15 protein-coding genes are annotated in these 15,468 nt (G+C 47.7%); 10 read left to right on the top strand and 5 right to left on the bottom strand.

The window, feature by feature from the left end:
- Positions 1 to 3 precede the first annotated feature (3 nt).
- Both K6Y21_RS06745 and K6Y21_RS06740 read right to left on the bottom strand, forming a co-directional pair.
- Positions 4 to 399 carry an ACT domain-containing protein gene (locus K6Y21_RS06745; protein ID WP_233071017.1) on the bottom strand — a complete coding sequence of 132 codons (396 nt, stop codon included), beginning with the start codon at positions 397 to 399 and terminating at the stop codon, positions 4 to 6.
- Positions 400 to 436: 37 nt separating this feature from the next.
- Positions 437 to 784, bottom strand: a complete 348-nt coding sequence (locus tag K6Y21_RS06740) for a gamma-glutamylcyclotransferase family protein (RefSeq protein WP_233071016.1) — start codon at positions 782 to 784, stop codon at positions 437 to 439.
- A 263-nt stretch (positions 785 to 1,047) separates the two neighbouring features.
- On the opposite strand from K6Y21_RS06740, the gene K6Y21_RS06735 reads away from it, so the two are divergent.
- The 4 genes from K6Y21_RS06735 (at position 1,048) to fabA (ending at position 4,327) form a co-directional block, all read left to right on the top strand.
- On the top strand, positions 1,048 to 2,220 hold the full coding sequence (locus K6Y21_RS06735) for a leucine-rich repeat domain-containing protein (RefSeq protein WP_233071015.1): 1,173 nt from the start codon (positions 1,048 to 1,050) through the stop codon (positions 2,218 to 2,220).
- A gap of 313 nt (positions 2,221 to 2,533) precedes the next feature.
- Positions 2,534 to 2,965 carry a hypothetical protein gene (locus K6Y21_RS06730; protein WP_233071014.1) on the top strand — a complete coding sequence of 144 codons (432 nt, stop codon included), beginning with the start codon at positions 2,534 to 2,536 and terminating at the stop codon, positions 2,963 to 2,965.
- A 23-nt stretch (positions 2,966 to 2,988) separates the two neighbouring features.
- Entirely contained in the window at positions 2,989 to 3,786 is a 798-nt protein-coding gene (locus K6Y21_RS06725) for a helix-turn-helix domain-containing protein (protein WP_233071013.1), read from the top strand.
- A gap of 46 nt (positions 3,787 to 3,832) precedes the next feature.
- The gene (gene fabA / locus K6Y21_RS06720; protein ID WP_233071012.1) at positions 3,833 to 4,327 is read left to right on the top strand and encodes a bifunctional 3-hydroxydecanoyl-ACP dehydratase/trans-2-decenoyl-ACP isomerase; all 495 of its coding nucleotides are present in this window, start codon (positions 3,833 to 3,835) and stop codon (positions 4,325 to 4,327) included.
- A 26-nt stretch (positions 4,328 to 4,353) separates the two neighbouring features.
- Here the strand turns inward: fabA and K6Y21_RS06715 are convergent, their stop codons facing one another.
- Positions 4,354 to 5,217 (bottom strand): hypothetical protein, encoded by an 864-nt coding sequence (locus K6Y21_RS06715; protein ID WP_233071011.1) that lies wholly within the window; start codon positions 5,215 to 5,217, stop codon positions 4,354 to 4,356.
- Between the two features lie 101 nt (positions 5,218 to 5,318).
- On the opposite strand from K6Y21_RS06715, the gene K6Y21_RS06710 reads away from it, so the two are divergent.
- Positions 5,319 to 6,515: a tetratricopeptide repeat protein gene (locus tag K6Y21_RS06710; RefSeq protein ID WP_233071010.1), complete on the top strand. Its 1,197-nt coding sequence runs from the start codon at positions 5,319 to 5,321 to the stop codon at positions 6,513 to 6,515.
- A 91-nt stretch (positions 6,516 to 6,606) separates the two neighbouring features.
- Here K6Y21_RS06710 and K6Y21_RS06705 read toward each other — a convergent pair whose 3' ends face one another.
- Positions 6,607 to 7,554 (bottom strand): sodium-dependent bicarbonate transport family permease, encoded by a 948-nt coding sequence (locus K6Y21_RS06705; protein ID WP_233071009.1) that lies wholly within the window; start codon positions 7,552 to 7,554, stop codon positions 6,607 to 6,609.
- 131 nt (positions 7,555 to 7,685) lie between these two features.
- Between K6Y21_RS06705 and K6Y21_RS06700 the strand changes: the two genes are divergently transcribed.
- The 3 genes from K6Y21_RS06700 (at position 7,686) to K6Y21_RS06690 (ending at position 11,899) form a co-directional block, all read left to right on the top strand.
- Positions 7,686 to 8,636 carry a LysR family transcriptional regulator gene (locus K6Y21_RS06700; protein WP_233071008.1) on the top strand — a complete coding sequence of 317 codons (951 nt, stop codon included), beginning with the start codon at positions 7,686 to 7,688 and terminating at the stop codon, positions 8,634 to 8,636.
- Positions 8,637 to 8,877: 241 nt separating this feature from the next.
- A complete protein-coding gene (katG, locus tag K6Y21_RS06695) occupies positions 8,878 to 11,037 on the top strand; it encodes a catalase/peroxidase HPI (protein WP_233071007.1) in 2,160 nt (719 codons plus the stop codon).
- A gap of 154 nt (positions 11,038 to 11,191) precedes the next feature.
- The gene (locus K6Y21_RS06690) at positions 11,192 to 11,899 is read left to right on the top strand and encodes a transporter substrate-binding domain-containing protein (protein ID WP_233071006.1); all 708 of its coding nucleotides are present in this window, start codon (positions 11,192 to 11,194) and stop codon (positions 11,897 to 11,899) included.
- A 70-nt stretch (positions 11,900 to 11,969) separates the two neighbouring features.
- On the opposite strand, the gene K6Y21_RS06685 is transcribed toward K6Y21_RS06690, so the two are convergent.
- Positions 11,970 to 12,758 carry a hypothetical protein gene (locus K6Y21_RS06685; protein WP_233071005.1) on the bottom strand — a complete coding sequence of 263 codons (789 nt, stop codon included), beginning with the start codon at positions 12,756 to 12,758 and terminating at the stop codon, positions 11,970 to 11,972.
- Between the two features lie 399 nt (positions 12,759 to 13,157).
- Between K6Y21_RS06685 and K6Y21_RS06680 the strand changes: the two genes are divergently transcribed.
- Together K6Y21_RS06680 and K6Y21_RS06675 are read left to right on the top strand one after the other, a co-directional pair.
- Entirely contained in the window at positions 13,158 to 14,204 is a 1,047-nt protein-coding gene (locus K6Y21_RS06680) for an acyltransferase (protein WP_233071100.1), read from the top strand.
- Positions 14,205 to 14,359: 155 nt separating this feature from the next.
- Entirely contained in the window at positions 14,360 to 15,451 is a 1,092-nt protein-coding gene (locus tag K6Y21_RS06675) for an efflux RND transporter periplasmic adaptor subunit (protein ID WP_233071004.1), read from the top strand.
- The last annotated feature ends 17 nt before the right edge of the window (positions 15,452 to 15,468 follow it).

Raw genomic sequence — 15,468 nt, 5'->3', positions numbered from 1 at the left:
CGATTAGCGACTTAACTCAGATAGTGCAGCCAGAGCGGCCTCTGCTTGGTCGGCAGGTACAAAAATATGATCGTGATAATAGGCGGCAATGACGTTTGCACTGATGCCTTTGTTTGCCAACTGGCCGGATACGGCAGCGGTTAGCCCTACCGCCTCAAGACTTGAATGAACCGTGAGGGTGATCTGTTTAAACCTGCCATCAAAGGGGATCCCGGCTTGTTCGGCCGATGTTTTTTCCAGCACTAAGGTTAAGCCTTCTGCCTCAATAAAGGTGGCGATGGGGTTGAGGGTTAAATGTTGCGATAATTCTCCAGAGACATGACAAAAAACAAATTCACTGGGTTGCAATTCAGGCTGCATGGAGCTTAGTAGTTCGGTTAGATCCGTTATTCCTGTCATCTGGGCTGTCCTTAGGTATAAAGCGAGTAAGTTATCATCAAGGTCTTAGATAAAAGTATTTTTCATCAAGGGCATAAACAAAGACTTGGTGCTCCTTGTCTTCGTTATCTATGGCTGTGGTGAGTTGCCTAACATAGCCTTCTCCTTCAAATTCATCGAGGGCGGGCCAAGCTTGTTCCAACGCTTCACTGAATACGATCATGCCTTCAATGGATTGAGTAGGCTGAGATAAATCCACCACCTTAAAGCCGGAAGTAGGGCCTAAGCCGGTTTCATAAAGGGTGGCTTGGATGTGGGCGCTGCGCCAATCGCCATTGAGGTCTTTAAGATAGTGGTGATTAATCTCATTGGGCCGCAAGGTGCCATAAACAAATAAACCGAGCATAGATTCAATTGGTCAACTTAACCTAAATGGGGGGGCATTGTGGCAAAGTCTATCCGTCTTGACCAGTTATGGCGCTTTCAATCAACAGCTTTACTATTATCTCATTTGTTAATATTGATAATTATTGCTATTTAGCGTTGCTAATACTTTGATGCTTTGTTAGCTTGTTGTTTTATTTCTAAGCTATTGATTTATTTTGAGTGATAGTTTGGTTTTTTCAATGGTTAGCTAGGTCTAAGCATTAAATAGTTGAGACTAAATTTATGGTAATGCACATTCCTTTAAAATCTTCTTCTCTTTTATTGTTATGTGCTGTTGCGCTGGCGGGGTGTGGCGGCGGCTCAGCAAGCAAGCTGGTGGATGACCTTGTTGATGCCGAAAAACAACGTATTACGGGCCAAATTCAAGGGTTGGTTGAGCCCATTACAATAGAAGTACTTGGCCAGCAAGTGACCCTAGATACCGATGGCAGTTTTGATTTGGATGTGGATGCCAACAGCGCTCCTTTTAGCGCGCAGTTGGTTGAGCAGGGCGAGCAAGTTTGTTTATTAAGCCCAGTTGAAACTGACAAGCTATTACCGTCGCTTCGTGTTAACTGCGCAGCCAAGCTTCCTTTAGCGGATGCTATCGCTAAAGTACCCAACGAAAACTTAAGGCAGTGTTTAACCACCAACCTGACCCAAACTTACGCCCATGAAGTCACAGAGGTTAAGTGTAATCAATACCTTATCGATAGTGTGACGGGGTTGGATGACTTTATTGCGTTAGCGAGTTTGACCTTGGCTCACAATCGCCTGACGACGGTGGATTTATCTGCTAATTGGTCGCTAACAGAGCTCACGATTCAAAATAATCAGCTGACCTCATTGGATCTCAGTCAGTTGAGTAATCTACGTGTGTTAAGGCTACTTTCTACCGAGATGGCTACGATAGATATTTCACATAACCGCAACTTAGCGGAACTTTGGTTAGTGCGCGGCCAACTAGCGCAACTGGATGTAAGCGTAAACAAAGACTTAGAAAAGCTGTACTTATTTGATAATCCATTGATGCAGGTTGATCTGAGCCATAATACCAAGCTGACTCATCTAAGCCTTGCCAATACCCAAGTCACCGCCATGGATGTGAGCCCGCTAAGCGAGCTCACGTTTTTGGCGCTAAGCAACAATGATATTGATTACATGGACTTAAGCAATAACGTAAAGTTGAACAATGTTCAGCTAGCCAATGCAAAGTTAACGGATTTAGATGTGACTAATAACCCAAGTTTGCAAATCCTTAACCTATCGAATAATCAGCTGACTTTGCTCCCAACCGGTTTAGCTAATATTAATGACAAAAATGCTGAGATTACCTTAACGCAAAACCCATTATCGGATGCTGCTAAGGCGAATGCGGCCCAGTTACAGCAGGAATATAGCAAGCTGACATATTAATTGTTCTTTGCTCAGACAAAACACCATGATGGCTGGCGCTCATGAGATCGCGCAGCCATGGTTATCTAGTTAATTCAAGATAATCGCCATTCAATAGACGCCCAAACCAAAGCTGAGATGCGCCACTATGCTGCGCGAACGATGAGTCTAATCATTTCCAATTCCCTTAATTTAACAAAATGTTGCGCCTTACTGATCGCATGGGGCGACATTTGAAAAAGTAAGCCTAATTTTAAGTGTATAAATGTTTTATTGATTTTTTATTGATTGTTTTTTAGCTACACTTGAGGCTGTTATTTTGCAGGGATAGGGTATGTTACTGTTTCGCTTAATCTTACCGTTTATTATTTGCCTTGGTGGCCTATTTTTGGCTGATAGCAAACCCGAAACACTGTTTAGTGTTAATATTATTTATGTCTTGGTTGCCTTAGTCACGGTCGGCTTGCCAAGCTTGCTACTGGGCTTATTGCTGTACATCGCTCGAACTTGGTGGGCTAACGCCTGCGTTTTGTTGATACTCAATCTAAGTAACGCCGCCACCTTATTTCTATTGCTCTTTGTGCTGTCTTTTCCATCTATGTTGCTGGTGGGTATCTTCTTGCAGAATTCATATCCAGGGATGGAGCACGCAATAGGATATAGCCTATTGTCTTATTTAGGCAGTTCCATTTTTTGGGGGCCTGTATTGCTTGCGTGGAGTTGCTGGCTACAACGCATTATGCAGCGTGAGGCCGGGGTGATTTGATTTTGCTACTAGTATGGTGAAAAATGTATTCCGCTAAAAACCACTTTAAATCATTTCAACCTACGCTCACCGAGCAAGGCTTGGCCAAGTTTGGGCTAACACTTCAACAAGTCAGGCCCACCCCGCCTTTGGGGGCTTTAGTCCATTCTTACTTACAAGTGAATGCTGTGGTAGCAACCTGTTACCCTGTTATTCCAGATGGCACCCAAGCCTTGTTTATTTCTGCCAAGGGGATATTGATTGGCGGCGCGCAAACGAAAATCAATGAGCTGAAACTGCCTGCAGGTGAGTACTTTGGTATCCGCTTCCATCCTGGCGCGTTACGGCATTTCTTTGCCTTAGATCTGGCTGAGATAACCGATCATCACGTCGCTGCCGATTTTTTCCCTTGTCGAGATATGGCGCAACTCCATGAAGCCATCTATCAAACTCGCTCATTTGCTCAGCGCGCACAGCTATGCCAAGGCTGGTTACTTAAGCATTATAAGCCACGGCCCAATGATGTATTTAGCTTGGCTTTGCAGCGTATTTTGCAATCAAATGGAGGAGCTTCGATAGCTGAGTTGGCGCAACAAGGGCAATGCTCGACCCGACAAATTCAGCGCTGGTTTCGTCAATATACTGGGCTTGCTCCCAAAGTCTTTGCCGACATTATTCGTTTGCAAGCCGCTTGTCGTCAGCTGTATATGGCCGACCAAACGCGCCATGATCTCGGCTATTTCGACCAATCCCATTTGATCCATGATTTCAAAAAGCGCCTGTTGCTTCCTCCTCAATCTTTTTTTAAACGGTTTATGTCCGATTGTTACAATCCATTTTGATCTTGGCTGGCGACAATGCATTGACAGTTTTGAAATGGAGTAGGCAATGCAATATTCACACACCGAGATCCAACAAATGACAACCGGCGCTTTTTTCGGCCAAGGCAATGCTCAGTTGCCCAACGATGCCATGCTAATGCTGGATGAAATCCAACATATATCGAGCCAAGGCGGGAAGTTTTCGCAAGGCCAGGTGAGGGCAAGCTTAAAGATCCACCACGACCATTGGTTTTTCGCCTGCCATTTTCAAGGCGATCCTGTGATGCCCGGTTGTTTAGGATTGGATGCCTTATGGCAGCTATTAGGCGTTTACCTCGGTTGGCTGGGATTGCCGGGCAAGGGGCGCGCTATTGGTGTGGGTAAGGTAAAGTTTAGTGGCCAAATTTACCCAGACGCCGGGGAAATCCAGTATCAATTACACATTAAACGGGTCTTTACTAAGCCCTTTGCCATGGCGATTGCCGATGGTGTGGTATTACATCAAGGCAAGGCGATTTATCAGGCAACGGATTTGCGCGTCGGCTTGATCAATCCGACCTAGTTTAAACCCCCTTTGGGCTCTCAAAGTTAATTGGATAAGTGGCTTGATGGTGTCGATATAACACAATCAGCCTGATATTCAGCAGGGACCTTGGCCTTATGATGCTGGCAATAAGCGTTGTGGATTTGCAGTAATAGCTCATGGGCAAAAAATAACTCGTAGCTGTCTGCGCCATTGGCTAAACAGATGGCTTCGCAGAGTTGCGCGTGTTGCCGAGCGAGGTCGAGCTGATCTGCGGCTAAATAGCACAGGGCTAAGCGGTATTCTGCTCGCTCTTGCTCTAACCAACCACCGGCAATACGCCAACAGCTTAAGGCTTGCTGCGCCGCTTCCACCATGGCTTGGTCTTGTTCGAGGGTTCTATCGGGCAGGTCAGCCAGCGCAACCGCTAAATTATTGGCAGTGATGGCAAGGGATCTGGCCACTTCGGGCTGGCTGGGTAACTCATCGGGCAATTCTGCCGTTGCATGGTTAAATGCGATTAGGGCTGGTGTCATCTTTCCTTGCGCGCTTAATTCATTAGCGACTTGGGCATAAGTTTGGCATAGATCTGCCTTGGTCATATCGCTAGTATATTGCTGAAACTCGGCTTCACTTGCATTGCAATAGGCTGTCACGGCAAAAGCCCGGGCTAGCACTGGGTGCTGCTGCCATTGGCTTTGGTTATTTAGTTGGGTGAGTAGCTGCAACGCGCGCGGCCATGTGGCCAAATGCCCTCCAAACACGTGAAGTATCAGCGAGCAATATTGGCTTAGCTGTTTAGCATTGCCGATCTCAGCCGTATGCTGGGCTAATAACTCGGCAACTTGAGTGGCGTCGGTGTCATGGTGGCGCCAGCAATAATGTATAAATCCCTGAAAATCTTCTTTTATATTTGGTTGGTTATCCATATTGTGGCCTCGCTGCTGCGTGAGTTTAGTTGAGCTAGTAAGTGGTGGTCTTTATACTCGGTTAGCAATGAGTTGGTAAGGGACATTAGGGGACATGGCGCATGGGCAAGGTGGATAATGTGACACTCAATGTGGTGTTTTTTGATAACCGCATGCAACAGCTTGGCCTCAAACAATGGTGGTTGGCCGATCAAATTGGCGTTGACAGAAAAACCGTCGGTCGTTGGTTAACTGGCCAAACCAAGAAGATAAAAACCGTTAATTTAAGCAAGCTCGCCGCGGTTTTGGCATGTGAAGAGCAGCAATTGATATTGAGGGATGAAACGGCGCAATTCTCAACGCCTGCTCAGCAAGCGCTGGCCGCTCAATTGATTGAACAAGAAAATTTGGCTGAGCTGCTTAGCCCAAGTGGCAATTGGCAATTACTTGAAGGGTTGATCCGAGCCAGCCTAAAGCCCAATTTACCTATCTCGCTTTTGGGTCAACTCTATAACTATCTTTGTATTTCAGCTTGGCGGCAAAGCCAACTGGATAAAGCCGAACAATACTTAAAACAGGCGCTGGATATTGCCGAGCAAAGTGGTCATCAGCGAGTGTTGATCCGCGCTAAGTTAAATCAAGCCACTTTACAAAGTTTTAGGGGTGAAATAGCCGCTTCCATCGCAAGCTATCGTTATTGTATCGACAATGAACAATACATAGATGACCCTATGCTCAAAGCGGCGGCGCTGTCTAACTTAGGTTGTGTTTACCAAGAGTATGGCGATTTTGAGCTGGCTGTCCGCTATCAGCAACAAGCCATCGATCTGTTTGTTGAATTGGATAAGCCATTCAACTTAGGCATTGCCTGGATTGGCTTATGTGACGCTTTATTGGAGCAAGGCAAGTACCAGCAGGCTTGGGCCGCATGTGAAACCTCATTGCAATATGTTGAAAAGTCGCAAACCAAACGCGGCTGGGCTGACTGTGATTTGTTTTTCTCTTTGATCTTATCGGCTCAGCAGCAATACGAGCAAAGCTTGTCTTATTGGCGGGCGGCCAGTCAGCGCTTTAAGGAACTCAACATTGCAGAATCTCGCACCTGTTTGGCGGGGGCGCTGTGTTTTGCTGGGCTTGGCCAATTCGATGTCGCAAAGGAACAATTAGCAACCGGCTTTGAACTGGCAAAACCGTATCCCGTTGAAACCGCGTTATTGCATCAAGCACGCTTTGCTATTTATGGTGAACAGCAAGATTTAGAACAAGCTAAGCAGATTTTTATCGCTATTGGCGCTGTCAAAAGAGCGGTATTCGTATAAACGAACCATAGTGGCATAAATAGGGGCTCGCTGTTGTTAACGGCGAGCCCTCTTTACTAGCTAATCAGATTAATCAGTTAGGTTAAAACGGTTACGTTAGAACCGGCACTAACTGATGATACACGCCGATGCCAATTAACACGTTAAATGGGAAGGTTAATCCCAAGGCGCTGAGCATGGCGAGGCCGATGTTAGCTTCTGGTATCGCGGCTTTAATTGCGGCCGGTGCGGCGATGTAGGACGCACTCGCGGTTAAGCTGGCAAGGATAACAATCGCGCCTTCGCTTAGGCCTAACAAGCCGCCGATCAATACGCCTATGGTGCCCAAACATAGGGGGGCAACCAGAGCAAAGAGCATTAAGCGCCACTGATGTACTGGGAAGGGGCGCAGGGTTTGCGCTGCCGTAATACCCATTTCTAGTAGGAACAAGGCTAATACTGCTTTAAAGCCGCCCATTAGCAAGTCAGTCACGGCCGCGCCTTCGGTGCTGCCATACATTAAGCCGATGAGCACACCGCCAACCAACAAGATAACCCCTTTGTTAGTCAAGGCCTCGTGCCATAACGCGCCCACGGAAACCGGTTGGGCATTAGGCAATGACGCACTGTGGTGGCGATAAAGTAGCAAACCAACGATGATGGCGGGTAGCTCCATCATCACCAAATATAAGGTGATTTCCGCACCTACTACTAACGCTTTGCTTTGTGCATATGCCAAGGCGACGGCAAAGGTACCCGCACTTACCGAGCCGTAGTGAGCAGCGATACTGGCGCTGTCTGCTAGGTTTAAGCCGATGAATTTCCGAAGTAATGGGAAAAAGGTGAGAGGGATCAAGGCGCCTATCATCATCACGGTCGCCATCTCTGGCAGCAGGCCCCAGCTAATATTGCCATGCAGCGCCATGCCCCCTTTTAAACCTATGGTTAACATCAGCAGTAGGCTTAGCATGTCATACATGGCCTTAGGGATGGTTAAGTCCGATCGTACTAATCCAGCAAACAGGCCTAAAACAAAGAACATGACGACGATATCTGGCATTTATCTTCCCTTTATTCGTGTTAATTAACGTATGGTGTATTTGTCGAGCGGATTCTAGGATGGTTTAAATATTGACGGAAATAAAAAACTTAATAACAATCCATAGATAATTATCAATGGTTGGATTTGTTATGAATATTCGCCACCTTACTTTTCGCTTGTTGCAGGTCTATGTTGATGTCATTCAAACCGGCTCAATCAGTGAAAGTGCCAAACGCTTACATCTGACTCAGCCTACGGTGTCGTTGCAATTAAAACGCCTGCGTGAAGCGGTGGGCGATCCCCTTTATACCCTAGAGCACAATCAAGTGGTCGCCACCGATGCGGGTTTAGAGCTGTACCGAATTTGCCAGCAAACCTTAAGTAATTTTAACGACTTCAATCAATACCTTGGCTCGATTCAAGCGGGGCAGCGCGGCCATTTTAGTATTGCCATGGTGAGCACTGCACAATACATTTTGCCACGCTTATTAGGGCCATTTAGTCAACGCTTTCCAGCGGTCGATATTAAGCTGGAAATTGGCAACCGCGAGCAGGTGTTACGCCGCTTTGAACAAGGCCAAGACGACTTATATGTGTTTAGTCATCCGCCGTCCCTTGAGCATGCGTGTGCTGGACGATTTCTGCTTAACCCACTCACCTTAGTTGCGCCTGCTAGTCACCCACTGGCTCAGCAGCAAAATATTCCCTTTGCTGATTTAATGAAGCAGCGATTTTTATTGCGCGAGCAAGGCTCTGCCACGCGTATGTTGTTTGAAAGCTGGCTACAAACCCATGGTTTAACCTTGGCCAGCAGTGTACAGATGGCCAGTAATGAAGCGATCCGCGTAGGCGTGAGTTCAGGTATGGGGCTGGCGGTGTTGTCGAGCCATGTATTACCCGCCCATGATCAGAGTATTGTGGCCCTAGATGTGGCGGATTTCCCGATAGAAAGTCACTGGTATTTTATCGCCCGTAACGATCGGCACTTGTCGCCAGCCGCATTGGGATTTTTGCGTTTTGCGCAGCAGCATCTGGAAGAATGCCTTGGTAAACAATGGGCGAGAAATGATCTGCAGCGATTGTTATCGGCTTTGTCATAATGGCGCATAACGTATTCCTAACGCGCTGTTTCGCTGTATAAATACAGCTCCCACCTATGTTCAATTATCAAGATAACGCCACCTTAAGCCGAAAATAATCAGCTATATCTGAACCTAGCCTGAATGCGGTATTGGTTATTGATTTTATTGGTTTCTGCACCATGCTTTAATGGTTGTTTTGTGCCCAAGTGGGCACGACAGCGTTAAGACAATCCAGTCTATCTAGATAGGAGCTTCACTTATGGCAGCGAATAAATGCCCTGTTATGCACGGTGGTGTCACGACTAATAATACGTCGAATGTGGCATGGTGGCCCGAAAATCTGAATTTGGACATACTTCATCAACACGATACCAAAACCAATCCGATGGATGCCGGGTTTGATTACCAAGCCGCAGTGAAGCAGCTGGATTTTGCAGGCTTAAAGCAAGATTTAATGGCGTTAATGACGCAAAGCCAACCATGGTGGCCCGCGGATTGGGGGCACTATGGCGGTTTAATGATCCGTATGACATGGCATGCGGCAGGCACCTATCGCATTGCCGATGGCCGTGGCGGCGCCAGTACTGGCAACCAACGCTTTGCTCCTCTCAATTCTTGGCCAGATAATGGCAATCTCGATAAGGCAAGACGTTTACTTTGGCCATTGAAGAAAAAATACGGCAACAAACTGAGCTGGGCCGATTTGATCGCTTATGCCGGCACCGTCGCTTACGAGTCAATGGGCCTAAAAACCTATGGCTTTGCCTTTGGTCGTGAAGATATTTGGCATCCTGAGAAAGACATTTATTGGGGGACAGAGAAAAAATGGTTAGCGTCAAGTGATGACAGTAAAGGCCGCTATAGTGGCGATCGTGAATTAGCCAACCCATTAGCCGCGGTAATGATGGGCTTAATCTACGTCAACCCTGAAGGGGTGGACGGTAAGCCAGATCCTCTAAAAACGGCGAAAGACGTGCGTGAAACCTTTGCCCGCATGGCCATGAATGACGAAGAAACCGTGGCGTTAACCGCGGGTGGTCATACCGTAGGTAAGGCCCATGGTAATGGTGATGCGGGGCAATTGGGGCCTGAGCCAGAAGCGGGTCCGATTGAAGATCAAGGGTTTGGTTGGCTTAACAAAAAATCACGTGGTATCGGTAGAGACACGGTAACCAGTGGCATTGAAGGGGCGTGGACCACGCATCCAACCCGGTGGGATAACGGCTATTTTGACATGCTGCTCAATCATGAGTGGGAGTTGAGCAAGAGCCCTGCTGGCGCTTGGCAGTGGCAGCCCGTTGCTATCGACGAGCAAGACAAGCCAGTTGATGTCGAAGATCCTAGCCTACGTCACCAGCCGATCATGACAGATGCCGATATGGCGATGAAAATGGATCCCGAGTATCGCAAAATTTCTGAGCGTTTCCATCAAGATCCCGCTTACTTCTCTGAAGTGTTTGCGCGCGCTTGGTTTAAGCTGACGCACCGCGATCTTGGCCCGAAAACCGGCTATATCGGCCCTGATGCACCAAAAGAAGACTTATTGTGGCAAGATCCTGTTCCTGCAGGTCGCACCAGCTATGACGTTGAAGCCGTGAAATCGGCGATTGCCAGTACCGGATTAAGTGGCAGCGACATGATCGCCACCGCATGGGACAGTGCTCGTACCTATCGCGGCTCAGATAAGCGCGGCGGCGGCAATGGCGCGCGCATTCGTCTGGCGCCGCAAAAAGATTGGCAAGGCAATGAGCCAGATCGCCTAGCGCGTGTGCTTGCCAAGCTTGAGCCGATTGCGACTCAGTTTGATATCAGCCTTGCCGATGTGATTATTTTAGCGGGTAATCTTGGCATTGAGTTGGCTGCTAAAGCGGCAGGTTATTCTATCTCGGTTCCTTTTGCGCCCGGTCGCGGTGATGCCAGCGAGTCAATGACAGATGTGGCTTCATTTGAAGTCTTAGAGCCGATCCACGATGGTTTTCGTAACTGGCTAAAACAAGATTATGTGGTGAGTCCTGAAGAACTGTTATTGGATCGCAGCCAACTGATGGGCTTAACCGCCCATGAAATGACGGCGCTAGTGGGCGGCATGCGTGTGCTGGGCACCAACTATGGCCAAAGTCAGCATGGTGTATTTACCGACCGTGTTGGTGTGCTCAGTAACGATTTCTTTGTCAACCTCACCGACATGGACTTCACTTGGCGCCCAACCGGCAAAAACCAATATGACATTGTTGAACGTGCAACGGGCACAGTGAAATGGAGTGCCACACGAGTCGATTTAGTGTTTGGCTCTAACTCCATCTTGCGCGCTTACGCTGAGGTTTATGCCCAAGATGATAACCAAGAGAAATTCATTAAGGATTTTGTGGCGGCATGGGCCAAGGTGATGCAAGCCGATTGTGCTCATTTAGCTGATTAACTTTTCAATCTAGTCTCCTTCAGCCCTGCTTCTGCGGGGCTGATTTTTGTGGCGTGAATTATCAATTTATTATCCAGCTCAGTCCTAGCGTTATATACTTAATTCTAAATACATCTCCAGATTGATTGGGAATATATCGGATAGGGGTTCTCGTTTGAAAGTCGTCGTGATCATTTTCGCCTGTTTACTGAGTCGCTTTGTTGCCGCTGAATCTGCTTATGTCTGCGGCATGGCGGAAGGTTTTTACCCCTATCAGTACAGTGAAGATGGCGAACCCAAGGGGCTGGATTATCTTGCATTTCAGGCCATGGTGAATGAAATGGATGTGCCATTCACGGTTAAAGTGGGTGACTGGGACGATGTGGTCGCTGAGCTACGCTTTGGCAAGTTAGATTGTGTAATTGGCATGGAATGGGATCAAACCCGAGGCAAGTATTTTGACTTTAGTGAGCCATTTTATCAGCGTCGCAGTGCGGTGTTTGTACTGGCAGAGAATACCGAGATCCAGACACTGAATGACTTAAACAAGCAAACCATTGTTGGCGACCGCCATTCATACTTTGATAACTATCTGAAAAAGAATGATATTGAAGTGCGAAATAAGAAAACAACAAGTAAAGAAGAATCCATTATCTTGCTAAAGCAAAATCAGTTCCAAGCCATGATCGCCCCGCTGCAAGTCGGCAGGTATTTGGCCGATAAGCACCATATTCCGCTTCGGGTGTTAAGTCTAAGCCCTGGAGGGACGCCTGTGTCTATGGTGGTTAAAAAAGGGAATAAAGCCTTGCTGAATAAGATAGAGCTGGCCCTGGAGAGAGCCAAGGAACAGGGTCAGATTCACTCAATATATGGCCAACAATAGGGCTCAATATCCCCTTAGTAAAGGAGGCGAGTAGCCTCCTTTTGCCGCTAAAGGATCCGCGGCTGGGGTCTTAAAAACGCCAATCAAAACCTAAGGATACTTTCGCATCTTCTTTGCGCTGTTTACCCATATTTCTAAACGCGTCGGTTTCAATATTATGGTAACGGCCTTCTAAAAAGATGTTGATATTCTGGCCTTTCACATAAGCTTGCACGCCCTGCACCCACATTAAGTCAACAAAGTTAAGATCGTCAATGCCATCTACCGCTTGCCCTGCCATGGCTTGTACTACGGTATAGTGAGTGTCGTTCCAAACGTGTAAGGCATACAGGTTTAAGCTCGCCATGTGCGCGTCTTTGGCGCCAGCATCGAGTAATAACTTGTGGATTTCTTCCTCGGTAGAACCTGTTTTACGGCTGATATCACGCGCGGCGAGGCTATCATCTATGTCGATGTAACTGTAGTTAACAGAAGGGAATAATTTTGTCTTTCCGTCCGCTGTTTCGAGTGGCAGCATATAGCCTGCGGTGTAGCTATCGGCATAATCACTAAAGAAAAAGTCACCGTATAATCCGCCAAAGCGGCTGTCAAAGTGTGCGATGCGCGCGCGCATATTGTCTGAGTCGGTGAAGTATTCGCCAAATAGGATGGTTTGGGTTTGTTCGCCTTCTCCTGCGTCATACAGGTTGGCTGCACCATAGCCTGCAAAGGCTTTGAGCTCACCGTTATCTGTGTTGACGGTGGCACCTACACGTGCAGAGGTGTTGCGGGGGTCAAAGGCGTGCATATCCTCTTCGGCAAAAGCGGAAGGGGCGACAATGAGCGAGCTGATGATAAGTGCAAGAGATGTTTTTTTCATGGTTTAAGTTCCAAAGTGGCAAAGTGAATGAGCATGGTTGGACTGCACTTTGTTGTTCAGCAATGTGTTTTACTTTATCCACCCTGATACAAGAAGATCCCCGCTCTTGAACATTGCTGATACGCACCGAAACTGCGTGAAGTTGCCAACCGAATCGAATGACATCAATTATATGTAACTCAATCGTGATGACCACTAGGTCAACCTAAGTTGTAATGTGAATTTAATTCATATCTTTGTAGACCAAGTCTCAGTCTATCTTTGTGAGCAAATCCTACTTGGGTCAAGGATGTGACGAGCCCCTTGGTGATACCCTTGTGTTTGTTATTCAGGGTGCTTTGCATCTGCCATGCCGCAGGGAAGGTGGCCATATCAATTCAGGGAATGAGGTTGTTTTACGTGATAGATAAGGTAACCATGCCACAACCCAACCAAAGAATTGCTAGCCTAGAGCTAATGCGCGTGATCGCCATGATTGCGGTCATTGTGATCCATGTGCGGTTATTTATCGACTTACCGCCTATCGCAGGGGAGCCTTGGCTGGCAGATATCGCTAACCAGTTAGCTCGCTTTGCGGTGCCCTTCTTTTTTCTTACCGCCGGTTATTTCATTCAGCCTAAATTAGCCGCTAACCCTTACCCAGTGATGAGAGCCTATAGCCGCCCCTTGTTGCGATTATGGCTGGTATGGTCAGTGATTTGTTTACTGTTGCCGAGCCGGTTTGATGTGTTGGCCGAGCAGGGCTATTTAGCCGAGCGTATGGGGTATTGGCAGTTTTTATGGCAAACCCCGCTCAATACCTTGTTTGAAGGCGGTTTAGTGCACCTGTGGTTTTTGCCAAGCTTGGTGATAGCGGTGGCGATGATCGCGGTGTTGCTGCACTACCAGCGTCAATCTTGGCTATTGCCGCTGGCTTTGGTGTTATATAGCTATGGCGTGTTAGCTGGCAGTTACAGTGATTTATCACAATGGGGTGCGCCTATTTTTACCCGTAATGGGCCTTTCTTCAGTTTGCTGATGGTGGCAATCGGCTTTGAAATTCGCCGCTCGGGGTGGTCGTTAACCTCAGCTCAGGCCATTTTGCTTGGCTTGATAGGGTTGCTGGGGCATTTTGCGGAAGCCTTTAATTTATATGCGCAAGGTGTGCCGTTTGCGGGTCACGACTTTCTCTTTTTTAGCGCCATGTGGGGCGTTGGCTTATTTATGTGGCTGTTGGCCAACCCTCGTTTTGGTGATGTACCTTGGGTGCATAGATTAAGTCGACATACGCTTGCTATTTACGTGTGCCATTTATCCATTGCTATTGTGCTATTTAATCTGGTGCGCATGTTTGCTTTGGAGGGCTTAACGCGCGATGGCGTGCTGCTATTTGGCACCTATTTTGGTTCGTTGGCCTTTATTTATTTGGTGGGCAAAACGCCCTTGCGGTCTTGGCTACTGCGTTAATCGCGCCAGCCCCCCTAGCTTGGTTAACGCTGACTATGCATAAGCCCCAATTGAGCTAAGTCAGCAATCTCTTTACCCTTCTTTACACTAACTGACCGTGGCTTAGCTTACGGTCAGTATAATTCCCGTAGATGAATTGTTGGAGCACAAGGTAGATGACAAAGACAAAGTGGTCATTGGTATTCGTGGTGGGTTTGTTATGCGTCATCGCCTATTACGTCAGCACGCCCTCTTCAGCGACGGCCATATCGCCCGCGTCGGCCAGTCGCCAAGTTGAAGTGGTGACCGCCAAGGTGGATGCTCAAGGGGTAGCCCAAGCGCTCACCTTAGTCGGTAACCTCCAAGCCCAACAATCGGTGGATCTTGGGTTTCAAATATTTGCGCCGGTGGCCAATATTTTAGTATCAGCCAATCAGCTCGTCGCGCCCGCTCAAGTTTTAGTACAGCTCGATGATAATAAAGCACGCGCTGCGGTCGTCGAGGCAAAATCTGTCGTTGCAGAGGAGCAACGAAAGCTAACCGAGTTGGTTCGCATTGTTAGTCGCGGCGCAGGGACACAAACCGAGCTTGATGCGCAGCGAGCCAGTGTGGCGGTCGCACAAGCAAGATTGACGGCGGCACAAGCCGCGTTAGACGAATACCAATTACGCGCTCCATTTGCTGGGCAATTGGGCTTGATTGATGTGAACCTAGGTGACATGAAAGCCGTGGGTGAGCCAGTGCTAAGCTTAGATAACATCAATACCATGCAGCTTGATTTGCTGGTACCTGAGCGCTACCTCGGCCAATTGTCTACAGGCATGGAAGTGGCGACCCACACTCGCGCTTGGCCAGACCGCCCCTTTGTCGGCAAGATAGCTGCAATTGATTCGCGCGTTAACGCCAATACCCTAAATGTTCGCGTGCGAGTTCATCTCGATAATGCGCAGCAGTTATTAAAGCCAGGCATGTTAATGTCTGCAGATTTGGTTTTTCCCGAGCAAGTTGCGCCTATCATTCCGGTTCAAGCACTTGAATATTCGGGTACTAAACGCTTTGTGTACGTGGTTCAGCCAGAGGGTACGGTGGCGCGTACTCAAGTCACCTTGGGGACACGGGTTAACAATCAAGTTTTGATCGAATCGGGCCTAGAGGTGGGAGAGCGCATTGTGGTTCAGGGCTTAGTTAATATGCGCGATGGCATTGCTATCAAGGATCTCACTCCAAAGAGCAAGGTCGATGACGTCAGCCATCACGATCTCGGCTAAGATGAGGAAATAAACCA

The organism is Motilimonas eburnea, assembly GCF_021295345.1.
GTDB classification, from domain to species: Bacteria; Pseudomonadota; Gammaproteobacteria; order Enterobacterales; family CBDFNC01; genus Motilimonas; species Motilimonas eburnea.
This window is presented reverse-complemented; position numbering and strand designations above follow the sequence as displayed.